The organism is Pseudomonas sp. R3-52-08 (assembly GCF_003851745.1).
Classification (GTDB): Bacteria; Pseudomonadota; Gammaproteobacteria; order Pseudomonadales; family Pseudomonadaceae; genus Aquipseudomonas.
Genome location: NZ_CP027730.1, coordinates 5,372,083 through 5,395,624, shown reverse-complemented (window position 1 = coordinate 5,395,624; position 23,542 = coordinate 5,372,083). Strand labels below are relative to the sequence as shown.

Below are 23,542 nucleotides of genomic sequence, written 5' to 3'. Positions count from 1 at the left end.
ACTCGGAGTCTGTAAAACCGATCCTATCGAATCACTTTTCACCTTCTCACGAGGTTTGCCATGGCTGATTACAAAGCGCCGTTGCGTGATATGCGCTTCGTCCTCAACGAAGTTTTTGAAGTCGCCACGACGTGGGCCCAATTGCCTGCCCTGGCAGATACGGTTGACGCCGAAACCGTTGAAGCGATCCTCGAAGAAGCCGGCAAGGTCACCGCCAAATCCATCGCGCCGTTAAGCCGTGGCGGCGATGAGCAAGGTTGCCATTGGACGGACGGTGCGGTCACTACGCCGGACGGTTTCCCCCAGGCCTACGCGACTTACGCCGAAGGCGGCTGGGTTGGTGTGGGTGGCGACCCGGTGTACGGCGGCATGGGCATGCCCAAGGCGGTGTCGGCACAGGTCGAAGAGATGATCAACTCGTCGAGCCTGGCTTTCGGCCTGTACCCGATGTTGACCTCGGGCGCTTGCGTGTCGATCAATACCCACGCCAGCGAGGAACTCAAGGCCACCTATCTGCCGAAGATGTATTCCGGCGAGTGGGCCGGTTCCATGTGCCTGACCGAAGCCCATGCCGGCACCGACCTGGGCATGATTCGCACCAAGGCGGAGCCGCAAGCGGACGGTTCCTACAAAGTCAGCGGCACCAAGATTTTCATTACCGGCGGCGAACACGACCTGACCGAAAACATCATCCACCTGGTGCTGGCCAAACTGCCGGATGCACCGGCGGGCCCCAAAGGTATCTCGTTGTTCCTGGTACCGAAGTTCATGGTGAACGCCGACGGCAGCCTCGGCGCACGCAACCCGGTGAACTGCGGTTCGATCGAACACAAGATGGGCATCCAGGCCTCCGCGACGTGCGTGATGAACTTCGACGAAGCGGTGGGTTACCTGGTGGGTGAGCCTAACCGTGGCTTGGCGGCGATGTTCACCATGATGAACTACGAGCGCCTGGGGGTGGGCATTCAGGGCCTGGCTTCCGGGGAACGCTCCTACCAGAACGCAATTGAATATGCCCGCGACCGGCTGCAGAGCCGCTCTCCATTGGGCGCACAAGCCAAGGAAAAACCCGCCGACCCGATCATCGTGCACCCGGACGTGCGCCGCATGCTGCTGACCATGAAGGCGGCGAACGAAGGCGGCCGTGCGTTCTCCACCTACGTCGCAACGCAATTGGACATCGCCAAGTTCAGCGAAGACGCCGCCGCCCGCGAGCGCGCCGACAATTTGGTGGCGTTGCTGACGCCGGTCGCCAAGGCATTCCTCACGGACCTGGGCCTGGAAACCACCGTGCTCGGCCAGCAAGTATTTGGTGGCCACGGCTACATTCGCGAGTGGGGCCAGGAGCAGTTGGTGCGTGATGTGCGCATCACCCAGATCTACGAAGGCACCAATGGTATCCAGGCGCTGGATTTGATGGGGCGCAAGATTGTCGGCAGCGGTGGCGCGTTCTACACCTTGTTCGCCGATGAGATCCGCCAGTTCATCGCCACTGCGGGCGAGGCATTGGGCGAGTTCACCCGTCCGCTCGGCGCGGCGGTGGATAACCTGGATGAACTGACCGCCTGGGTGCTGGACCGTGCCAAGACCAACCCGAATGAAATCGGCGCAGCCTCGGTGGAATACCTGCATGCGTTCGGTTACATGGCGTACGCCTATATGTGGGCGCGCATGGCCAAGGCCGCGTTGGGCAAAGAGGCCGAAGAGGATTTCTATGCCAGCAAGCTGGGCACTGCGCGCTTCTACTTTGCACGCCTGTTGCCGCGTATTCACTCGTTGAGCGCGTCGGTAAAAGCCGGTAGCGAATCACTGTTCCTGATGGATGAAGCGCTGTTCTAGGGGGCGAGGCACGTATGTAAGCATTCTCTTACATGACGTGCTGCTAATCGTCCTCTATCGCCATATTGGATCCACGGATAATCTACTTCACATGGACGTCGCGCAGGAAGCGCAAAGCAACAACACGGACACGTAGGATTCTGCCAGGATGGCGGAGTGAAATGGATGTCAGGGAAACAGTCTGCAAAGCCCCGCTTCGGCGGGGTTTTCTTTTGCCCGCGAAAAAGTCAGGCGCCTGCCTGCGGGGCATTCATCACGTCTTCCAGCAACGTGAGCAGCAATGCCACCGTCGCTTGCTGGCGCTGCACGTCACGGCACACCAATCCGACTTTCAACGGCACCCTGGGTTCGCTCAATGGTTTCCACAGCAACGACTGGCTGTTGTGTTCGTCCTGTGAGCGCCCCGGTAGCACAGTGGCCAACTGGGTGTGGGGCAAGCTGTCGAGAATCCCCACCATGGTATTGAGCTCCGCCTGCACCTGCGGGCGCCGGCCCAGGTTGGCCAACTGGGCCTGCCAGATCTGGCGCACCTGAAATTCCTCGCCCAATAGCAACATGGGCAACTCGGCTGCCTGTTTCAGCGAGACCTTCTTGAATTCCCGCAAGGGATGCTGCTCAGGGATGACCACCTTCAATTCATCTTCATACAACAACACGCCATGCAGGCCCGGCTGACGCGGTGGCAGGTAGCTGATACCGATGTCCAGCGAGCCGTTGAGCAGCCGGCGTTCGATTTCCAGCCCGGTCAATTCGTAGATCTGCACCACCAGGTGAGGTTGGGCCTTGCGCACTCGCTCGAGCATCTGCGGCACCAGGCTGGTGTGCACGGTTTGCAGCACGCCGATGGCCAAGGTGCGCATCGCCTGGCCTTTGAAGTTGCGCAACGCCTCCACGGCTTGCTGCATGCCGTCGATCAGGGGCAAGGCATGGTTGTATAACGTGTGTGCTGCCAGCGTAGGGAGCAGGCGTTTGCTGCTGCGCTCGAACAGGCTCACGTCCAGGTTCTGTTCCAGTTGGCGAACCTGCTGCGACAAGGCCGGCTGGGAGATCGACAGACGCTCGGCGGCACGGCCTACATGACCTTCTTCGTAAACCGCGACGAAATAACGCAGTTGCTTGAAATCCATAAGTTTTGCTTATCGAAAAAGCTGAAAAATCGAAATGGCCGTGGGCCCTTGAGACGCCTAGTCTAGCGCCTATTCGCAGGGCTTGCAGGGCCGGATCGAGCAATGAATAACGTTTTTGGTAATGGCGTTTACATAGGCAAGGCAACACACCTCAGCACCGAGCTTGCACCTGGTACCGACCAAGGTCCGCTTGCTGTCAGAGGTGAACTGTGAACCTGTTCCGGCGCGCCGCGCCTAGCCTTGACGACCTGGTGCTTCATGATCCGCATCGTGATTTTTCCAGCCATTGTCTGATGCCGTCTGCCACCCGCCCCGCCGAAGTATTCGTCCAGGGTCAAGGCGCCTGGCTGTCGGACAGCGACGGCCGTGCCTACCTGGATTTCAGCCAAGGCAGCGGCGCCAATAGCCTCGGTCACAGTCCACAAGTCGTGCGCGACGCGATTGCCGAGCAGATGCAAAGCGTGATCAACCCTGGGATGGGCTTGCACAACCGGGCTCAGCTCGACCTGGTTGATCGCCTGTGCCATCACACCGGCAGCGATCAGGCGTACCTGCTCAACAGCGGTGCGGAAGCCTCTGAAGCCGCCATCAAGCTGGCGCGCAAATGGGGCCAGTTGCATCGCGGCGGGGCTTACCACATCATCACGGCAGGCAACGGCTGCCATGGCCGCAGTTTCGCGGCCTTGTCGGCTTCGGCAGGTGCCTGCGAAAACCGTTTCAAACCGCAACTGCCGGGCTTCAGCCATGTGCCGTTCAACGATCTGCCGGCGCTGCACGCCGCCGTCGATGCGCACACCGTCGCCATCATGCTGGAGCCAATCCAGAGCGCCGCGGGTGTCATTCCCGCCACCGAACACTACCTCAAAGGCGTCGAACGCCTGTGCGGCGAGCTGGGGATCCTGCTGATTCTTGACGAAGTGCAAACCGGCATCGGCCGCTGCGCCAGCCTGCTCGCCGAACAGCAATACGGCGTACGCGCCGACATCATTACCCTCGGCAAAGGCCTGGGCGGTGGCGTGCCCCTCGCGGCGTTGCTGGCGCGCGGCACAGCCTGTTGCTTCGAGGCGGGCGAGCTGGACGGCACGCATCACGGCAATGCGCTGATGGCGTCAGCGGGTGGTGCGGTACTCGATGCCGTGTTGGCCAGCGGCTTTTTTGAACAGGTACGCGAATCCGGCACGTACCTGGCAGAAGGCCTTGCGCGCCTGGCTCACCGTTATGAACACGGACAATTGCGCGGCAACGGTCTGCTATGGGGCCTCACGCTGTCGGACGATTCTGCGGCTGCGGTGGTAAAGGCCGCGCTGCACGAAGGCGTGATCCTCACCGCTACGCAGCCTGATTGTCTGCGCTTTACCCCCGCCCTGAATGTCAGCAAAAACCACATCGACGAAATGCTTCTGCGCCTTGCCCGTGCCTTCTCTCGGGTACGCACCGCCCAACTGCAATGCCGCAAGGGCATTGCCGTCTAACCCCATTTCCTGAACCGTCTCGCGGGATACGCGGCGCCTCCAGCCTGATTCTTTTGGCTGGGGGCGTTTTTTTGTCTGTTGATTAAAGGATGGCCCAACGCCAGAACCTACTGAACCCTCACGAAGCGCCAAGGTCGATTAGCTACACGGCTCACACGAGCCGATTTCTGGAGCTGACCCATGGACATCATTCGTATCATCATCGCTATTCTGCTGCCGCCACTGGGTGTGTTCCTGCAAGTAGGCTTCGGCGGCGCGTTCTGGCTGAACATTCTGCTGACCCTGTGCGGTTACTTCCCCGGCATCATTCACGCGGTGTACATCATCGCCAAGCGCTGAGACCCTCAGCCTTTGGCGATGAGGCGCGAATTGCGCTCATTGCGAAACGCCAGTTGCTCGATGGTCTGGGTGGCGTGTTCGGCTTCTTCCCGCGCTTGAAGGATGATGCCGTGCTGCTCGGACTTGCTGCACACCGGGTCGGCGTTGCTCGCATCCCCCGTGAGCATGAAGGCCTGGCAACGGCAGCCGCCGAAGTCCTTTTCCTTCTCATCGCATGAACGGCACGGCTCGGGCATCCAGTCGTAGCCACGAAAACGGTTGAAGCCGAACGAGTCGTACCAGATGTGTTGCATGCTGTGGTCGCGCACATTGGGAAACTGCACCGGCATTTGTCGGGCACCATGACAGGGCAGGGCGGTACCGTCCGGTGTCACTGTCAGAAAAATACTGCCCCAGCCATTCATGCAGGCTTTCGGGCGTTCTTCGTAGTAATCCGGCGTGACGAAAATCAGCTTGCACGGGTGGCCTTCGGCTTCGAGCTTGGCGCGGTATTCGTTGGTGATGCGTTCAGCGCGTACCAGTTGTTCCCTGGTCGGCAATAACCCCACACGATTGAGCTGCGCCCAGCCGTAGAACTGGCAGGTGGCAAGCTCGACAAAATCCGCCTCGAGGGCAATGCACAGCTCGATAATGCGGTCGATCTTGTCGATGTTATGCCGATGGGTGACGAAGTTCAGCACCATCGGATAACCGTGGGCTTTCACCGCCCGAGCCATTTCGAGCTTTTGCGCGAAGGCTTTTTTCGAGCCGGCCAGCAGGTTGTTGACCTGTTCGTCGCTGGCCTGGAAGCTGATCTGGATATGGTCCAGGCCGGCCTTTTTGAAATCACTGATCTTCTGTTCGGTCAGGCCAATGCCTGAGGTGATCAGGTTGGTGTAGAACCCCAGCTTGCGCGCTTCGAAGATCAGTTCGGCCAGGTCCTGGCGCACCAGCGGTTCACCGCCGGAAAACCCGAGCTGGGCGGCGCCCATTTCGCGGGCCTCGCGAAAGACCTTGATCCATTGCTCGGTGCTCAGCTCCTTGCCCTGCTCGGCAAAATCCAGCGGGTTGGAGCAGTACGGGCACTGCAGCGGGCAGCGGTAAGTCAGCTCGGCGAGCAGCCACAGCGGCAGGCCGATGGCGGGTTTTTCAGGCAAGGGTGATCCAGTGCTCGGCACGGGCGACCTCCATGAATTGCTCGATGTCATCACCGAGTTCCGGCACGCCGGGAAATTGCCGGTCCAGCTCGGCGATGATGGCCGCCACGTCGCGCTCACCGTCAATCAAGCCACCAATCAGCGCGGCGCTGTCGTTGAGCTTGATCATGCCTTCCGGGTAAAGCAGCACATGGCCTTTCTGCGCGGGCTCATACTGGAAGCGGTAACCCGGGCGCCAGGTCGGTTTTTTGCTGCGATCAAAGCTCATAGGATGATCCCTTTATGCCACACCCGCTGCTCGGTCACGCTGTGGTATGGCGGGCGGTTCAGTTCGTAGGCCATGCTCATGGCGTCAAGCATGCTCCACAGGATGTCCAGTTTGAACTGGAGAATTTCCAGCATGCGCGCCTGGCCTTCACGGGTGGTGTAGTGCTGCAGGGTGATCGCCAACCCGTGTTCCACGTCGCGACGGGCCTGGCCCAGGCGGGTGCGGAAGTATTCGTAGCCGGCCGGGTCGATCCACGGGTAATGCTGCGGCCAACTGTCGAGGCGCGACTGGTGGATCTGCGGCGCAAACAGTTCGGTCAAGGAGCTGCTGGCGGCTTCTTGCCAACTGGCGCGGCGGGCGAAGTTGACGTAGGCGTCTACCGCAAAGCGTACGCCGGGCAATACCAGTTCCTGGGAGCGCAGTTGGTCCGGGTCGAGACCGACGGCTTGGCCCAGGCGCAGCCAGGCTTCGATGCCGCCGTCTTCGCCGGGCGCGCCATCGTGGTCGAGCAGGCGCTGGATCCATTCGCGACGGATTTCACGGTCCGGGCAGTTGGCCAGGATCGCCGCGTCCTTGAGGGGAATGTTCACCTGATAGTAGAAGCGGTTGGCGACCCAGCCCTGGATCTGCTCGCGGGTGGCGCGGCCTTCGTACATCGCCACGTGATACGGGTGGTGGATGTGATAGAAGGCGCCTTTGGCGCGCAGGGCGTGTTCGAATGCTTCAGGGGTCATCGGTGTATCAGTCATATGAGTCTCCTACAACTCGATGCTCATGCCGTCGTAGGCTACTTCGACATTACGCCGCACCAGCTCGGCTCGCTCGGGGGAATCTTCATCGAGGATCGGGTTGGTGTTGTTGATGTGGATAAGCACTTTGCGCTGCTCGGGCAACTGTTCCAGCACTTCGAGCATGCCGCCAGGGCCATTTTGCGCCAGGTGGCCCATTTCGCGGCCGGTGCGGGTACCGACGCCACGGCGCTGCATTTCGTCGTCGTCCCACATCGTGCCGTCCACCAGCAGGCAGTCGCTGCCGGCCATGATGTCCAGCAGCGGCGCGTCGACCTTGCCCAGGCCTGGGGCATAGAACAGTTTGCCACCAGTGCGCAGGTCTTCGACGATCAGGCCGATGTTGTCGCCTGGGTGCGGGTCGAAGCGGTGCGGAGAATACGGCGGGGCGGCGCTGCGCAGCGGCAGTGGCGTGAAGCGCAGGTTGGGGCAGGCCGGGATGGTGAAACTGGCGTCCAGCTCAATACGGTTCCAGGCCAGGCCGCCGTTCCAGTGAGTAAGCATGGTGAACAGCGGGAAACCGGTGCTCAGGTCTTCATGGACCATGTCGGTGCACCACACCTGGTGCGGGCAACCCTCGCGCAGGCTCAGAAGGCCGGTGGTGTGGTCGATCTGACTGTCCATCAGGATGATCGCGCTGATGCCGGTGTCACGCAGGGCGCGGCCCGGTTGCATCGGCGCAAACCCTTGCAGTTGTGCGCGGATATCCGGCGATGCGTTGCACAGTACCCAATTCACACCATCATCGGAAATCGCGATGGACGACTGGGTCCGCGCCTGGGCCCGCAGGCTACCATCACGAAAACCTGCGCAATTCACGCAGTTGCAGTTCCACTGCGGGAAGCCGCCGCCGGCGGCGGAACCTAGAATCTGGACAAACATGATCGCTCCATCAAGCACAGCTCAAAACAAAAACGCCCCGGGCGAACCGAGGCGTTGTATTACCCAGCGGATTAACGGCTGGCGAAGTACATGGTGACTTCGAAACCGATGCGCAAATCAGTGTAAGCAGGTTTGGACCAGGTCATATTCATACTCCTATCAAGGGACGGGATGTTCACTACCAAGTAGTACATATAGTCCACCTCCCATGGGAGATGTTCAGATATTGCGTGGGAATATTACGCAATTCTTTTCAAGTTAGCGCTGTCCCGAAAGAAAAAGCCTGTTGCACGGTTGGCAATGATCACGCCGCTGGCTGCCAGCGCCCCCCGATGCACGGGCCGTTGGCGATGCAGCGCCAGCCGCCTGTGGCGTCGTTCAGTTGTTGCGCGGCGCGCCGCATATCGTCCCGCGAGCAGCTTTGTATCAATTCTTGTAATTGTTCCAGATAACCCGATGAGTGGCCCGCCAACTGCGCATGCCACAGCAAATCAGCGGCTTGGGCCATCGGCAGGGATTGGGCAGTGAATTGCTGCGCCAAGGCCTTGTTGCCCATGTCTGCGCTGCGCTCGATCAACGACGGCAGTTGTGCCAGGAACGTCTGCACCTGTTCGACGATCTCACCGAGGGATGCGCTGGGAGACTGCACGCCGAACAGCAAGCCGGTCTGCCCATTGACCTGTCGGATGCCACTGAAAACGGCGTAGCCGATTTGTAGTTCGACCCGCAGACGCTGGTAGAACGGGCCCTGAAGCAGATGACCGAGCAAGCGCCAGGCGGCTTCATCGGACAGGGCTTGAGTGGGTGTCGGGCAAAACAACAGCATCGCCGCTTCGCTGGACGCGGTGTTGATCTCGTGCCAGCGGCGCTGACCTTTGAGCGGTTGAGGCTCGCACTGGAAAGGCGCAGGCTGCCCAGGCAAGCGGGCTGCTGCGGTCTTGATCGCCGCTTCACAGGCTGCCGGCAACCCTGAGCCCAGCCCGTGCCAGCGGGCGGTGGCCCACGAGGCTGGCGTCGCTTGGGGCGTCGGCTGAACGCCGGCACAGCAGGCGGGCAATGCCTTGAGCAATTCGCGGATGGCAATCATCGGTGCAGGGGGTGGAGGCGCCAAGTGTTCAGCGGCAGTGCTCAAGCAGCGCGTCATTGCTTCAAGCACGGCTGGCATGGGCTCGTGGAAACCGAGCATTTTTACCTGCCAGTCATTGGCGATGGTTTCGAAAGCCAACTCGACGCCCGCTTGACCGGCACTGTCGCGCAGCGGTTGTAACAGACTGTCCAGGCCAGCAGGCACGGCGCCCTCAAATCGCCAGCGCAGGTACAGGGCGCCTTCACCGGTGTCATTGGCCAATGCCTGGCTGAATGTCAGCGCCGATGTTTCCCGTCGGCCCCGCGAGCGGTCCTGGGCGAATGTGCGCAAGCCCCGGTGGGCGCTGGTCTGGCCGCGAATCAAGCCGGCACGTTCTTCTTGAGCAGCGGGACGAAGAAACGGGTTAGCCGGCGCAAGCTGCCATTCATGCCTGGCGGGCGGCAGATGCAGTGCGTCGAGCATGGCCTTGAGCGCTGCGAGACTTTGGTCCGATACGTCTTCAAGGTCGTTGCGTGCCAGCCCCAGGGCGCTTTGGACTTGTTGTTGGCGAGCAGTCAGCAAGGCGAACTCTTCGCGTAGGGGCGTCCAGTCGCTGTGTGCGAAAAAACTCAGCCAGTCGTGCAGCAGCGCCTCGATCTGTGTAGTCGCATCGCCTTGGATGTCGATATCCAGCACAGCCTGTCCGGCAAAGTGGTACAGCACCGAGGCGTGCAAGGCAGTCGCCAGGCGTCGCGCTTTGAGTTCAGCGAGCAAGCCACCCGGCGCCGGGCTGTTGAGCCAGGTACAGAGAAACGCCAGCGCTTCGCGCGGTGCGTCACAGGTGATGACCTGATGCAGATGATGATCGGCAACATGTTGATAGCCCCTGGCTTGCCCGGCCATCAACGCTGGCGGCGCGGCCTGGGGATGTAACGGGCCGCCGTTCAACTGCGCACTGAATTGCTGCGCCAGCGCTTCCAGGTCTTGCTGCGATTGTGGGCCGGCAAGGCTCAACGTCATCTGCCCGCTTTGATAGAAGCGCTGATGAAATTCGCGCAACGCCTGCTGAAAAGCCTCACATTCCACTGGCAGGCTGTCGCGATTGCCCGCATGGAAGCCGCGCAACGGGTGATCAGCGGCCAAGCCCTCCAGCAAGGCCACCTGTTGCTGCGCCTTGGCATCTTGCGACCAGGCAACGAACTCGGCGTGCAGCACTTCGCGCTCGCGTAGTTGGTCGTCGAGGGCCAGACGAGGGTGCGTCAGCATGTCGGCTAACCGCACGAGCCCATCGGCGAAGGTCGGAACCGGCAGCTCGAAAAAGAATTCGGTAGTGCGCTCGCGGGTGCTGGCATTCACTTGCCCGCCATGGCGCTGCACGTAGGCCATCAACCCTTCGTCTGCCGGAAAGCGCTCGGTTGCCAAAAACAACAAATGCTCAAGGAAGTGCGCCAGCCCCGGCCATGCCAATGGCGCGTCATGGCTGCCGGCAGCCACCCGCAAAACAACCGCGCAGCGCTTCAAGCGCGGTGCATGGCGCAGGCGAATCCGCAGGCCATTAGCCAGAGTGAGGTGCAGGGGTTGAGCGTGAACCGACGCAGGCATGGGCACTTCCGAAGCGGGGGAAGCGCCTATGCTAGCAAACCCGGTGGATCAGGGCTTGTGCAGCGCGCCGTAAAGCTCGGGGCGACGGTCGTGCAAGTAATGATTGGCGGCGCGGGCGTCGAGGATCGATTGCCGGTCCAGCGTGCCGACAATCAACGCTTCATCCAGGCCCGCCTGGGCGATGCGTTGGCCATCGGGCCCGGCAATGCTGCTTTGGCCGCAATATTGAATATCGTCTTCGTGCCCGCAGTAATTGGCATAGGCCACGAAACATTGGTTCTCGAACGCCCGCGCCCGCACGGTGACGTCGGCGACAAAGTCGAACGGCACCATATTGGCAGTGGGCACCAGGATCAGTTCGGCACCGGCCAGGGCCAGGCGCCGGGTGTTTTCCGGAAACTCCAGGTCGTAGCAAATCAGGAAACCCAGCTTCCAGCCGTTCACTTCCACCAGCGGGAAGTCATCCTCACCAGCGCTGAACATCGCGTGATCGAGGTCGCCAAACAGGTGAGTCTTGCGGTAGTTGCACAGGCGTTTGCCGTGGGCGTCGATCAACTGCACGGCGTTGTAGATCTGGCCGTCTTCGGCCCGCTCCGGGTAACCATACAGAATCGCCAGCCCGGCACTTTGCGCGATTTCAGCAATGGTGTGTGCCGACTCGCCATCCCGGGCCTCGGCCAAGGCGCCTGTGGCTTCGGCGCCAATGTTGTAGCCCGTCAGGAACATTTCCGGCAGCACCAGCACATCGGCACCCGACGCTTCATGCGCCAGTTGCTGCAGGCGCTTGAGATTACCGGCCACGTCCAGCGGCAGTGGCGGGCATTGGTACAGGGCGACACGCATGTCAGGCTCCTTATTCGGGCAGGGCGATTGGCCCTATCTCGTCAAACACATCGCCGGGCCCTGGGTTTTCCGGATGGGTGCTGCCGCCGAAGTGGGTCATGATGCCCCACACCGCGTTCAGCGAGGTTTGTACCGCGCCTTCCACCCAGGCTGGGGTCCAGGAAACGTCGTCGCCGGCGATAAAAATCCCACGTTGTTCGGCGGGCATGTCCTTCTGCATGAAGTGCGCATACATCCGCTGGTTATACCGATAGTGGCCGGGCAATGCACCTTTGAAGGCCCCGAGGAAATGTGGGTCGGCTTCCCAGGACACGGTGATCGGGTCGCCGATGATGCGCGCCTTGATGTCGACTTTCGGGTAGATCTTCGTCAGCGCGTCGAGTGCCAGTTTGACCCGCTTATCGATGGGCTGGGGCAGCATTTTCAGCGCGTCGCTCATCCACGAGTAGGACAGGCAGATCACCCCAGGCTTGTCGTCGCCGTTGTCGAAAAGATAAGTGCCGCGCGTCAGGCGGTCGGTGAGGGTCATGCTCATCAGGTCGCGGCCGGTTTCCGGGTCTTTGTCTTTCCAGAACGGGCGGTCGACCATGACAAAAGTTTTCGATGACTGCATGTAGCGCGTGCGGTCCAGGGCCATCCACATTTTTTGCGAGAACAGGGTTTCGTCGCATTCGATCTGGGTGGTCAGCAGCCAGCTTTGGCAGGTGGTCAACACGGCGGCGTATTCGCGGGTGTCACCGTAGTTGTCGGTGACGGCGAAACGGCCGTCGGCGGCGTGAGCAATGCGCTTCACGCCGGCCCGTGGCGCGCCTCGATGCAATGAGCTGAGGCTGGTGCCGGCAGGCCAGTGGGCGCATTGCTCCGGTACGTGACGCCAAATGCCCATGGGCACCTGGGCCACGCCGCCAACGACCAGGTGCTGATGGTCGTCGCAGTTGGTCATCACCACGCGGAAGATTTCCAGCATCGAGTTGGGGAAATCCGAGTCCCAGCCGCCGGTGCCGAAACCGACTTGGCCAAATACTTCGCGATGATGAAACGACAGCTTGGCAAAGGCTTTTGAGGTGGCGACGAAGTCGTAGAAGGTGCGGTCGTCCCACAGCGGCACCAGCTTATTCCACAGCGCTTTGAGGCGCGGCACGTCGCGGTCACGGATCGCCTGTTGGATATCGCCGAACTGCGAACCGGCTTCCAGCGCGTCGGCCCAGGCGTCGGCGACTTCCTGGAACAGCACCGGCAGGTCGGAGAGTTTTTGCGCGTAGTGCGTCTGGCCTTCCAGATCGATGACGGTACTGCCAGACGCCGGCGTCAGCGGGTTGGGAAAGGGTTTGGTTTCCAGGCCCAGCTTGTCCACATAGTGATAGAAGGCGGTGGACGACACCGGAAAGCGCATCCCACCCAGCTCGGCGATAATGCCTTCGGCGCCTTCAAACGCCTGGGAGCGCAGGCGACCGCCCATTTTCGAGGCTTCGTATACCACCGGCTTGAGGCCCAGCTTCATCAGTTCGTAAGCGGCCACCAGGCCCGCGATCCCCGCGCCGACAATCGCCACTTCAGCACCATGGTTGGCGGCAGGAATACTGCCCAGGCCAGCGGGGTGTTCGATCCAGTCATCAAAGGCAAACGGAAAATCCGGGCCGAAGATGGTGATAGGCTTTTTACCATTGGCGGGGTGTCGGTTGGTCTTGCTGATGGTGCTGGACGGAATGCTCATGGCTGACCTTACTGACGACTCGGCGGGACAGGGCCCGTTGAGTATAGGAAAAGATGGCAGCCAGTTTAGGGAGCGTTGCGTTCGTTAATAAGACGCAATGTGTCGTCGGATTGCACCCGTTTTAGTCAATCTGACGAAATCACTGGTCAGATAGGTTGCCCACGGTCCAATTTGTTACTGAGAATGATTGAAGTAGTGGTTTTTTCCACACCCTCGACACTGCCAATCTGATCCAGCAATTGATCAAGCTGCTCCGGCGACTCTGTGCGCAGCCACGCCACGTAATCAAATTCACCGCTCACCGCGCACAACTGCTGCACCTGAGCCATCGCGCTCAGCCGGCGCAGCACTTCCTTGCCCGAACGCGGTTGCACGGTAATCCCCACATACGCCTGCAGCCCGCCATCCGCCACGCGCTGGCCCAGGCGCACGCCATAACCGGTAATCACCTGGGTCTTCTCAAGACGCGCCAAGCGCGAAGTCACCGTGGTCCGCGCAATGCCCAGTTGCCGGGCAAGCATGGCCACGCTTTCGCGGGCGTTGAGTTGCAGCGCGGCGATCAGTTGGCGGTCGATTTCGTCGAGGGCGGGCAAGGATGGAGCTCCAGTGCGGGGGGCAGTGGGTGTGCATGTTACAGGCTTGGTCGGGCTTACAGAACTGCGGCGCCAGACATGCAAAAGCCGCGCAATGCGCGGCTTTTGAAATTGGTGGGCCCAGTAGGACTCGAACCTACGACCAAAGGATTATGAGTCCTCTGCTCTAACCAACTGAGCTATAGGCCCTCAGTAGGTCGCGGATTATAACGATGGTTTGTTCACTGTGCCATCCGAAAAATCCTTCTGCCTCGTGCGAAGGAAGGTTGCGGCAAATTGCTCCGGTGGCAGGGGCAGGCTGACGATGTAGCCTTGCATCTGTTCACAGCCTTCTGCGGCGAGGAAGGCTTGCTGGGCAGGGTTCTCCACGCCTTCGGCGATGATGGTGAATTGCATGCTGTGACCGAGGGCGATGATGGCGCGGACGATGGCGGCGTCGTGAGGGTCGTCGGGCAGGCCGCGGACGAAGGATTGGTCAATCTTGAGGAAGTCCAGCGGCAGGCGCTTGAGGTAGCTGAGGGAGGAATAGCCGGTACCGAAATCATCGATTGCCAGCTGCACGCCCAGGCCTTTGAGTTGGTGCAGCACGTCAAGCGCTTCTTCGGCCTGGCTCATGATGAAGTTTTCGGTGATCTCCAGTTGCAGGCAGCCGGGTTCCAGGCGGTAATCGCGCAGTAGTTGTTCGATGCGTGACAGCAGGTTTGGGTGACGCAATTGCGCGCCGGCGAGGTTGACGGACAGCGGCCCGAAATCATCGAACGCGCCTTGCCAGGCGTGCATCTGTCGGCAGGCCTGTTCCAGTACCCAGTCGCCAATTTGCAGAATCGTGCCGTTCTCTTCGGCCAGGGCGATGAAGTGTTCCGGCGGTACGTCGCCAAAGGTCGGGTGATGCCAGCGTATCAAGGCTTCGGCGCCGATCAGTTGCTGGGTGAGCAGGCTGCGTTTGGGTTGGTAATACAGGCTCATCTCTTCACGTTCGATGGCGCGGCGCAGTTCATGCTCCAGTGCCACACGTTCGTTGGCCTGAGCCGTCAGGTCGCGGGTGTAGCTTTCAACGCGGTTGCGGCCCTTGGCTTTGGAACGGTACATCGCGGCGTCGGCATTTTTGACTAGGGTGGCGACATCGGTGCCGTCCTGCGGGTACAAACTTGTGCCGATACTCGCGCTGATAAAGAACTCGTGCTCGCCGGCCTGGAAGGGCGGTGTGAAGCAATCGAGCAATTTGTTCGCCAGGTATTGGGCATCGCTGGCCTGGTGCAGGCCGGGCAGCAGGATGATGAATTCATCGCCGCCCAGGCGGGCGACGGTGTCGATATCGCGCAGCTGGTCCTTGAGGCGTACGGCGATGTCTTTGAGCAGCAGGTCGCCGACCGGGTGGCCCAGGCTGTCGTTGATGTGTTTGAAGCGGTCCAGGTCGAGAAACAACACCGCGCCTTGACTGCCGCTTTCCTGCTGGCCGTTGAGGGCGGCCTGCAGTCGGCTTTCAAACAGCGTGCGGTTGGGCAGGCCGGTCAATGGGTCGTGATGGGCCTGATAGTCGAGGCGCGCCTGGGCGAGCTTGAGGCTGGAGATGTCGGCAAATACGGCGACAAAATGCGTGACCACCTGCTCGCGATTGCGCACGGCGCTGATGGTCAGCCAGCTCGGGTACAGCTCACCGTTCTTGCGCCGGTTGGAAATTTCGCCCTGCCAGTGACCTTGGGTCGTCAGTTGGTGCCACATCGCGGCATAGAAAGCGCTGTCGTGCATGCCGGAGGCGAGCAGGCGCGGGGTATGGCCCAGCGCTTCGGCCTCGCTGTAGCCGGTGATTTCGCTGAAGGCGCGATTGACCGCACTGATGTTCTGCCGCGTGTCGGTGATCAACACGCCTTCGGCGGTACTTTCGAACACCGTGGCGGCTTGTTGCAGTTTTTCCTGCATCAGCTGGCGCTCGGTGATGTCGCGGGCGATGGTCAGCATGCAGTCTTCGTCGCCAATGGGCAGCGGGCGGCTGGACAGTTCGCAGAGGCGAATCTGGCCGTCAACGCGGCGGATATGGCAGATGAAGTCGCGGACAAAGCCGTCGCGCTGCATCAACTCCAGCATGTGCTTGCGCTCATTGAGGTCGACCCATATGCCAAGGTCCAGGGCCGACTGGTCGAGCGACGTGGCGCTGGTGTAGCCGGTCAGGTGGCTGAAGCCTTCGTTCACTTCGATCAGCAGCCCATCGCTTTGCCGGCTCAGCAACAAGCCATCGGGAGAGGCATGAAACGCCTTGGCAAACTTCTCCTCGGAAGTTTGCAGCTGCTGTTGGGTTTCCTTGAGCTGGGTGATATCTCGCACCACGACCACCAGGGCCTCGGTGGTATCGAGTTGGAACGGCTCGGTCGAAATAAGCCCGGTAAAAGCCTGGCCATTGCTGCGCCAGAAAATCATCTCCAGGTTGCGGATGCTGGTGGTCTGCACGCGTTGCAGCAGATCCGGGCCGACGCCTTCAACACCCCAGATATTCAGCTCGGTGGCGGTTTTGCCCACCACCTCCTGGGCGCTCAGGCCGATCTGGTCTTCAAAGGCCTTGTTGACTTCAAGCAGGCATCCGTCGGACAGGCGGGCGATCACCAGGATGTCCGGGCATTGCTGGAACACTGAGGCAAACTTCTGCTCGGACAGCTGCAGTGCCTCCTCCGTACGCTTGGCTTCGCTGATGTCGATCATCAAGCCGCGCAGCACCGGTTCATGGCCGTATTCGATCAGGCTGACAATGTCGCGTACCCACAGGCAGCGGCCATCGGCGGTGATAACGCGATAGTCGATGCTGTGATCACGGTTAGCGCGGGTTTCACGGTAGCAATACGTTTCGGCGCGGGTCAGGTCGGCAGGATGAATGATGTTGCGCCAGAAACCGGGGATCAGCCAATGTGCGCGGGGGTAGCCGAGCAATTCTTCAGCATGGGGCGACACGTAGCTGTAGGTGAAATCGCTGATGTTGGCTTCCCAGGCGATAGCGGACAGGCTCTCCACCAGGCCGCGATAGTGGTACTCACTGCTGCGCAGTTCTTGCTCAAGGGCGACCCGGCGGGAAATTTCCGAGCTGAGCCGACGATTGATTCGAATCACAACGGCCAGCACGGTGCTCAGCAGCAATACCGCAGGCAGACCGTACATCAGCAAATCCGCCCATAACGTGCGGTGATCGCTGAAGCTGCCGACCCAGCGCTGCTGGATCGCATCGGTTTCGGCTGGGCTGAGATCGGCGAGGACCTTGTCCAGAATGCCCACCAGTATTTTCTCATCCTGCGGAACGCCCATTGCCAGCTGATAGCGGTAGGGCGTTTCGCCGCTCACGTACAAACCATCGAGTTTCAGTTGGCGCAGGCTCCACACGCTGGAAGCCAGGTCGCTGACGACCGCATCGACTTCATCGGTGGCCAGGGCCTGCAGCATAGAGCTGGCGTTCGGCATCGCGACGAGATTGAGGTCCGGGTGGTGGGTGCGCAGTAATTCATGCGGCGCATAGTTTTCCACCACTGCGATTTTCAGTCCGTACAAGTCGTTGAGATTGCGCGGCTTGGCGCCGCCTTCATGGGCCAGTATCACGATGGGAAAGTCGAGATAGGGGCGCGTGAAGGCCAGGAAACTCTGGCGTTCCGGGGTAGACATGACGCCAGGTAGCAGGTCGAGCTGACTGTTGCGTGCCTGCTCAAGCACAGCGGTCCAGTTTGCTGGCTCGATCAGCTTGACCCGGATGCCCAGGCGATCCTGGATCAGGCGCACATAATCGGCGGACAAACCCTGGTAGCGGCTCTCTTCATCGCGGTATTCAAAGGGGGGCCAGGACGTATCCACCCCAAGGCGCAGCTCCTGATGGTCCGTCAGCCAGCTACGCTCATCATCCGTGAGAGTCAACGCGCCAGCCGTTGCGGTCCAGGTCAGCAGCGACAGCAGTATCACGGTCGGCAATCTGGGCATAACGGTCTCGTTATGGCACGGGGAATTTCTCGAGTGTAGACGGGCATTGCGGGGGAGGGGGGTTGCGGGGCAGTTATCTGTGGAAGTAATTGTTAGAAAGCAAAACCCCCGGCCTGGGCCGGGGGTTCTGGTATCACTCGTCGAGGAAGGAGCGCAGATGCTCGCTTCGCGTCGGGTGGCGCAACTTGCGCAGCGCCTTGGCTTCGATCTGACGGATCCGCTCACGGGTCACGTCAAACTGCTTACCGACTTCCTCAAGGGTGTGGTCGGTATTCATGTCGATGCCGAAACGCATGCGCAGTACCTTGGCTTCACGGGCAGTGAGGCCGGAGAGTACGTCGCGAGTCGCTTCCTTAAGGCTCTCAACGGTGGCGACATCGATTGGCGACTGCATGGTCGAGTCTTCGATGAAGTCACCCAGATGGGAGTCTTCGTCATCACCGATCGGGGTTTCCATGGAGATCGGCTCTTTAGCGATCTTCAATACCTTGCGGATTTTATCCTCAGGCATTTCCATGCGTTCGCCCAGCTCTTCCGGGGTCGGTTCGCGACCCATTTCCTGCAACATCTGCCGGGAAATACGGTTGAGCTTGTTGATGGTCTCGATCATGTGCACCGGAATACGGATGGTGCGGGCCTGGTCGGCGATCGAGCGAGTGATCGCCTGACGGATCCACCAGGTGGCATAAGTCGAGAACTTGTAGCCGCGACGGTATTCGAACTTGTCCACCGCTTTCATCAAGCCGATGTTGCCTTCCTGGATCAGGTCGAGGAATTGCAGGCCACGGTTGGTGTACTTCTTGGCGATGGAGATCACCAGACGCAAGTTGGCTTCAACCATCTCTTTCTTCGCGCGGCGGGCCTTGGCCTCACCGATCGACATGCGACGGTTGATGTCCTTGATCTCGGCAATCGTCAGGCCGGTTTCAGCCTCCAGTGCGCTCAGTTTCTGCTGGCAACGGAGGATGTCCGGCTGCAGGCGACCAATGGCTTCGGCGTATTTCGCCTTGCCTTTGGCCAGGGCGTCGCTCCAGCTTTCGTCAACTTCGTGGCCCGGGAACTGGCGCAGGAAGTCGGTACGCGGCATGCGCGCATCACGGACACAGAGCTGCATGATCGCACGCTCTTGTGCACGCAGACGCTCAAGGGCGCTACGAACGCGTTCAACCAGGCCTTCGAATTGCTTCGGTACCAGCTTGATCGGCATGAACAGCTCAGCCAGGGCCAGCAGCTCGGCAATTGCCTGCTTGTTGGCACGACCATGCTTCTTCAGGGCCTTGCGGGTGATTTCCATTTGATCGGAAACCGCACCGAAACGCTGGGCAGCGATGACTGGGTCTGGACCGCTTTCGACTTCTTCTTCGTCGTCGGTGCTGGCTTCAGCCTCGTCTTCGTCGGCGTCGTCGTCCGCTTTCGGCGCCTTCGGATCGACAGGCGGCGGTATTTCGGCGGCAGGCGGCGCAATGCCGTCGTCCGGGTCGATATAACCGCTGAGGACGTCAGACAGGCGGCCGCCTTCGGTAGTGACGCGAGTGTACTCGGAGAGAATGTGGTCAACCGTGCCAGGGAAGTGCGCGATTGCGCCCATCACTTCACGGATGCCCTCTTCGATACGCTTGGCGATTTCGATTTCGCCTTCGCGTGTCAGCAGCTCGACGGTACCCATTTCACGCATATACATGCGCACAGGGTCAGTCGTGCGACCGATGTCGGTCTCCACCGCGGCCAACGCGGCAGCGGCTTCTTCAGCGGCTGCCTCGTCGGTATCGGCGTCGGCCAACATAAGGGCGTCCGCATCCGGAGCACTCTCGTGTACGGGGATCCCCATGTCATTAATCATGCGGATGATGTCTTCCACCTGCTCTGGATCTGAAATATCCTCAGGCAGGTGGTCGTTGACCTCTGCGTAAGTCAGATACTTCTGCTCACGACCAAGGGTGATCAACTCTTTGATACGAGACTGCTGTTGCGCTTTTCCGGACATAACACCCTATCCACTGAAGGTCTTGGCGGGCAAAAAACAAGCCGAGGATTATACCCGAGCTATGACCTCACACGCCAGCTGAGGTCGGGTTTGATGTGCAAACGTTCTGTTTTAAGAGGTCGCGCATCTGTTTTGCTATCTGAATCTGCTCTTCAGCCGACAATCCCGGCTGTCTTGCTCTCTTGATGAGCTCATCGAGGGTCTGTGTATGTTGACCCGCGGATAACCTGTTAATGGTGTCTAAAAACTGTTGTTCAAGGTTATCGCCGTCAATTAGCCACTCCTTTTCCGCGAGTGCCTTCAACAGGCGGCCCTGTTCCGTGCCATGCCAGCGAGCCATCAGCTGAATTGAGTTTAGCTTAGGATTTTTCTGCACGGCCTCGATCAGGGCGATAAGCACCTGAGCGTAGGTGTTGCTTTCGTTGGCGAAATGATCGGCGCTTTCAACCTTGCCCGCCAATTGCGGGTGGTGGATAAGCGTGCGCAACGCAATCAGCGTTGGCGCTTCTACGGCAACCGGCGTGCGCGGGGCATAGGCCTCATCGCGATCGCCGCGCTTGCCATTCTTGCTCCAGGGCTTTTTGTCCCACTTCTTGCCGCCGGCCCCGGGCTTCTTCGGCGTCCACTCCTGCTGGGGCGTAAACGCCTCCTGCGGTTGGTGGAAGTCGGCATAGTCCGGCATGGCGTCGTAATCCATGCCTGGGTCGTAGGCGGGCGGCGCATGCTGAGGAGCGCTGTGCACCAGTTGGCTCACGGCTTCGCCGCTCAATCCGGTGATTTCCAGCAGGCGCTGGCGCATCAAGGTGCGCAAGTTGGCGCCTGGGACCTTGTCGATCAACGGCGCTGCGAGGGTAGCCATATGGGCCTTGCCTTCAAGCGAGCGCGGGTCGGCCTCTTCGGTCAATTGCTGGAAAAAATAATCCGCAAGCGGTTGCGCATGTTGATTGATACGCGCCCGGAACGCGTCGGTGCCTTCGGAGCGCACCAGGGTGTCCGGGTCTTCGCCTTCGGGCAGGAACAAAAAGCGTGCACGACGCCCGTCCTGCAGGCTCGACAGCGTGGCCTCAAGCGCGCGCCAGGCGGCATTGCGGCCGGCCTGGTCGCCGTCGAAACAGAACAGCACGCTGGGCACGACGCGGAACAGGCGCTTCATGTGTTCTTCGCTGGTGGCGGTGCCGAGGGTCGCCACCGCATTGCGCAGGCCCTGCTGAGCCAGGGCGATGACGTCCATATAGCCTTCAACCACGATGATCTCGTCGAGGTTGCGGTTGTTCTTGCGCGCTTCGAACAGGCCGTAGAGTTCCTGGCCTTTATGGAACACCGGGGTTTCCGGGGAGTTCAGGTACTTGGGCTTGTCGTCCCCCAGCACTCGGCCACCGAACGCGATGATGCGGCCGCGACTGTCGCGGATCGGAAACATCACGCGGTCACGGAAGCGGTCATAGCGTTTGCCGGTCTCGGCGTTTTCAATCAGCAGGCCGGCGTCAATCATGGCTTTTTGCTGGAGCGTATCGCTGCTCAGGTGCTTGTACAGGTTGTCCCAGCCGGGCGGTGCAAAACCGAGCCCGAAGTCCCGGGCGATTTCACCGGTGAGGCCTCGGCCCTTGAGGTAATCGACAGCGGCTTTGCGCTGCGGATGGCTTTTAAGTGCTTGCCGGTAGAAATCGGCGGCGGCGGTCAGCAGCGGATACAGCGGCGAGTCGGTGGGTTGTCGCGGTTTGTGCGCGCGGCCACTTTCTTCGCGGGGGATTTCCATGCCCGCGGCTTTCGCCAGGTCCTCGACGGCCTGGGGGAAATCCAGGTTGTCGTGGTCCATCAGGAAGCCGAGGGCGTTGCCGCCGGCGCCGCAACCGAAGCAGTAATAGAACTGCTTGTCCGGGCTGACACTGAACGACGGGGTTTTTTCTTTATGGAACGGGCAGCAGGCGGTGTAGTTCTTGCCGGCTTTTTTCAGTTGCACGCGTGAGCTGACAACATCGACGATGTCGGTGCGGTTCAGAAGGTCGTCAATAAAGCTCTGGGGAATCAGCCCGGCCATGGCGTTCTCGTCATCACTGCGTGTAAATGAGGGCCCGTGAAATGTTCAAGCGCACGTTGGGCGCTCGAGCATTATCGTCTGCATGGGGTGTCAGGGAGTGTATCTGCCGAACATTCGCTGACGTTAGTCTCTATCAGTGTCCGACGAATAAAAGTTGCCCGTGAGTCCGGTCTTGACCTGTGAGCGGTCTCGGAAGCTCATCAATGGGCACAGTCGACACAGTTGATCGCCTGCTTGAAGAATAGGTGTGCTCGTCAGTAGCCTTGTTAGGCTCGTCAGAAGAGACGTGCACCGCTGGCAAAAGAGCCAGTCCTGACGTGTGAAGCAGTGTCTCGGTCGCGTGTGCGGCGTCGACGATGAAGCATCAAGCGATATCCGCAAATGCCAACAGCCCGGCTGAGGGCCGGGCTTGGCAGAAGCTTGCTACGAACGTCTGTGTATTAGTACAGACGAACGGCGCGGCGCTGTTCGCGCTGAACTTTCTTGGCGTGACGCTTAACAGCGGCTGCTGCTTTACGCTTACGCTCAGAAGTTGGCTTCTCATAAAATTCGCGGCTACGAACTTCAGCCAGAACACCGGCTTTTTCGCAGGAGCGCTTGAAACGACGCAGAGCTACGTCGAAGGGTTCGTTCTCTTTTACTTTGACGGCTGGCATCCAGAGCTACCTTCTTTCATTACCGGGATCAACGTTCTCGTCGCAAACAATTCGCGGCTGAGGTCGTCGGTTTTTAAGGGTTGCGGATGTTAACCCCTCATTGGCAGGAATGCAAAGCCTCTGATCGAAAACCGCTAGTCGGGAGGGGGAGTGGCGACTATTATGCGCGCCTTCGAATTCAGCCTCTACAAGGCGCAAACCCATGCTAGTACTGGGACTTGAAACCTCCTGCGACGAAACCGGTGTCGCACTTTACGACAGTGAACGCGGGCTTTTGGCCGATGCGCTGTTCAGTCAGATCGACCTGCACCGCGCCTATGGCGGCGTGGTGCCGGAGCTTGCCAGCCGTGATCACGTCAAACGCATGCTGCCGTTGATTCGCCAGGTGTTGGATGAGGCCGGCTGCGTGCCGACCGAGATCGACGCGATTGCCTATACCGCAGGCCCGGGATTGGTCGGGGCCCTGCTGGTTGGGGCTTCCTGTGCCCAGGCGCTGGCGTTTGCCTGGGGGATTCCGGCCCTCGGTGTGCACCACATGGAAGGGCATTTGCTGGCACCGATGCTGGAAAAAACACCGCCAGCGTTCCCGTTCGTCGCTTTGTTGGTTTCGGGGGGGCATACGCAGCTGGTTCAGGTCGACGGCATCGGCCAATACACGTTGTTGGGCGAGTCGCTGGACGACGCCGCAGGCGAAGCATTCGACAAGACCGCGAAGATGATGGGGCTCAATTACCCCGGTGGTCCGGAAATCGCCCGTCTTGCCGAAAAAGGCGTGGCCGGTCGTTACACGTTCCCACGGCCGATGTGCGATCGCCCGGGGCTGATGTTCAGCTTCAGCGGCTTGAAAACCTCGGCGTTGAATACCTGGCAGCAGAGCGTCAGCGCCGGAGACGACGGCGAGCAAGCCCGTTGCGACATCGCGCTGGCGTTCCAGCAGGCCGTGGTGGAGACTTTGACCATCAAGTGCAAGCGCGCCCTGAAGCAGGCAGGCATGAAGCGCCTGGTGATTGCTGGCGGCGTCAGTGCCAACAAGGCTTTGCGCAGCGCGTTGGAGAAAATGCTCGGTGAGATGAACGGCGACGTGTTCTATGCGCGCCCTGAGTTCTGCACCGACAATGGCGCGATGATCGCCTACGCCGGCTGCCAACGCCTGCAGGCCGGGCAGCATGAGAGCCTGGCGATCAGCGTGCAGGCACGTTGGCCGATGGAGCAGTTGTCGCCGTTGTAAGGGTTAGCCTGGACGCCCG

18 protein-coding genes and 1 tRNA gene are annotated in these 23,542 nt (G+C 60.4%); 4 read left to right on the top strand and 15 right to left on the bottom strand.

Annotated elements, in window-relative coordinates; genetic code table 11:
• Positions 1-60 precede the first annotated feature (60 nt).
• The gene (locus tag C4J91_RS24940) at positions 61-1,839 is read left to right on the top strand and encodes an acyl-CoA dehydrogenase C-terminal domain-containing protein (protein ID WP_124364671.1); all 1,779 of its coding nucleotides are present in this window, start codon (positions 61-63) and stop codon (positions 1,837-1,839) included.
• 227 nt (positions 1,840-2,066) lie between these two features.
• On the opposite strand, the gene C4J91_RS24935 is transcribed toward C4J91_RS24940, so the two are convergent.
• Positions 2,067-2,966: a LysR family transcriptional regulator gene (locus tag C4J91_RS24935; RefSeq protein ID WP_124364670.1), complete on the bottom strand. Its 900-nt coding sequence runs from the start codon at positions 2,964-2,966 to the stop codon at positions 2,067-2,069.
• 209 nt (positions 2,967-3,175) lie between these two features.
• Here C4J91_RS24935 and C4J91_RS24930 point away from each other — a divergent pair, with 209 nt between their 5' ends.
• Positions 3,176-4,438: an aspartate aminotransferase family protein gene (locus tag C4J91_RS24930; RefSeq protein WP_124364669.1), complete on the top strand. Its 1,263-nt coding sequence runs from the start codon at positions 3,176-3,178 to the stop codon at positions 4,436-4,438.
• A gap of 180 nt (positions 4,439-4,618) precedes the next feature.
• Complete coding sequence (locus tag C4J91_RS24925; RefSeq protein WP_003194776.1) at positions 4,619-4,777, top strand: YqaE/Pmp3 family membrane protein; 159 nt, start codon at positions 4,619-4,621, stop codon at positions 4,775-4,777.
• Between the two features lie 5 nt (positions 4,778-4,782).
• Here C4J91_RS24925 and pqqE read toward each other — a convergent pair whose 3' ends face one another.
• The 14 genes from pqqE to rpsU all read right to left on the bottom strand — a co-directional run bounded on the left by pqqE (position 4,783) and on the right by rpsU (position 22,295).
• A complete protein-coding gene (pqqE, locus tag C4J91_RS24920) occupies positions 4,783-5,964 on the bottom strand; it encodes a pyrroloquinoline quinone biosynthesis protein PqqE (protein WP_124364668.1) in 1,182 nt (393 codons plus the stop codon).
• Positions 5,906-6,181, bottom strand: coding sequence for a pyrroloquinoline quinone biosynthesis peptide chaperone PqqD (pqqD, locus tag C4J91_RS24915; RefSeq protein WP_124364667.1), 276 nt, complete (start codon positions 6,179-6,181; stop codon positions 5,906-5,908). The genes pqqE and pqqD overlap by 59 nt, the downstream gene beginning before the upstream one ends.
• Complete coding sequence (gene pqqC, locus C4J91_RS24910; protein WP_124364666.1) at positions 6,178-6,930, bottom strand: pyrroloquinoline-quinone synthase PqqC; 753 nt, start codon at positions 6,928-6,930, stop codon at positions 6,178-6,180. Before pqqC ends, pqqD begins: the two co-directional genes overlap by 4 nt.
• A gap of 9 nt (positions 6,931-6,939) precedes the next feature.
• Positions 6,940-7,851, bottom strand: coding sequence for a pyrroloquinoline quinone biosynthesis protein PqqB (gene pqqB / locus C4J91_RS24905; protein WP_078739427.1), 912 nt, complete (start codon positions 7,849-7,851; stop codon positions 6,940-6,942).
• A gap of 71 nt (positions 7,852-7,922) precedes the next feature.
• Positions 7,923-7,997: a pyrroloquinoline quinone precursor peptide PqqA gene (gene pqqA / locus C4J91_RS24900; protein WP_003194766.1), complete on the bottom strand. Its 75-nt coding sequence runs from the start codon at positions 7,995-7,997 to the stop codon at positions 7,923-7,925.
• Positions 7,998-8,155: 158 nt separating this feature from the next.
• Positions 8,156-10,519 (bottom strand): pyrroloquinoline quinone biosynthesis protein PqqF, encoded by a 2,364-nt coding sequence (gene pqqF, locus C4J91_RS24895; protein ID WP_124364665.1) that lies wholly within the window; start codon positions 10,517-10,519, stop codon positions 8,156-8,158.
• 48 nt (positions 10,520-10,567) lie between these two features.
• Positions 10,568-11,362 (bottom strand): carbon-nitrogen hydrolase family protein, encoded by a 795-nt coding sequence (locus tag C4J91_RS24890; protein ID WP_124364664.1) that lies wholly within the window; start codon positions 11,360-11,362, stop codon positions 10,568-10,570.
• A 10-nt stretch (positions 11,363-11,372) separates the two neighbouring features.
• The gene (locus C4J91_RS24885; RefSeq protein WP_124365213.1) at positions 11,373-13,055 is read right to left on the bottom strand and encodes an NAD(P)/FAD-dependent oxidoreductase; all 1,683 of its coding nucleotides are present in this window, start codon (positions 13,053-13,055) and stop codon (positions 11,373-11,375) included.
• Positions 13,056-13,222: 167 nt separating this feature from the next.
• Positions 13,223-13,669 (bottom strand): Lrp/AsnC family transcriptional regulator, encoded by a 447-nt coding sequence (locus C4J91_RS24880; protein ID WP_124364663.1) that lies wholly within the window; start codon positions 13,667-13,669, stop codon positions 13,223-13,225.
• Positions 13,670-13,781: 112 nt separating this feature from the next.
• Positions 13,782-13,858: transfer RNA gene (locus tag C4J91_RS24875), tRNA-Ile, on the bottom strand.
• 15 nt (positions 13,859-13,873) lie between these two features.
• Positions 13,874-17,617 carry a bifunctional diguanylate cyclase/phosphodiesterase gene (locus tag C4J91_RS24870; protein ID WP_124364662.1) on the bottom strand — a complete coding sequence of 1,248 codons (3,744 nt, stop codon included), beginning with the start codon at positions 17,615-17,617 and terminating at the stop codon, positions 13,874-13,876.
• A 133-nt stretch (positions 17,618-17,750) separates the two neighbouring features.
• Positions 17,751-19,601, bottom strand: coding sequence for an RNA polymerase sigma factor RpoD (gene rpoD / locus C4J91_RS24865; protein WP_124364661.1), 1,851 nt, complete (start codon positions 19,599-19,601; stop codon positions 17,751-17,753).
• Positions 19,602-19,668: 67 nt separating this feature from the next.
• Positions 19,669-21,639 (bottom strand): DNA primase, encoded by a 1,971-nt coding sequence (dnaG, locus tag C4J91_RS24860; RefSeq protein ID WP_124364660.1) that lies wholly within the window; start codon positions 21,637-21,639, stop codon positions 19,669-19,671.
• Between the two features lie 440 nt (positions 21,640-22,079).
• Positions 22,080-22,295: a 30S ribosomal protein S21 gene (gene rpsU, locus C4J91_RS24855; protein WP_002551877.1), complete on the bottom strand. Its 216-nt coding sequence runs from the start codon at positions 22,293-22,295 to the stop codon at positions 22,080-22,082.
• Positions 22,296-22,497: 202 nt separating this feature from the next.
• Here rpsU and tsaD point away from each other — a divergent pair, with 202 nt between their 5' ends.
• The gene (gene tsaD, locus C4J91_RS24850) at positions 22,498-23,523 is read left to right on the top strand and encodes a tRNA (adenosine(37)-N6)-threonylcarbamoyltransferase complex transferase subunit TsaD (RefSeq protein ID WP_124364659.1); all 1,026 of its coding nucleotides are present in this window, start codon (positions 22,498-22,500) and stop codon (positions 23,521-23,523) included.
• The last annotated feature ends 19 nt before the right edge of the window (positions 23,524-23,542 follow it).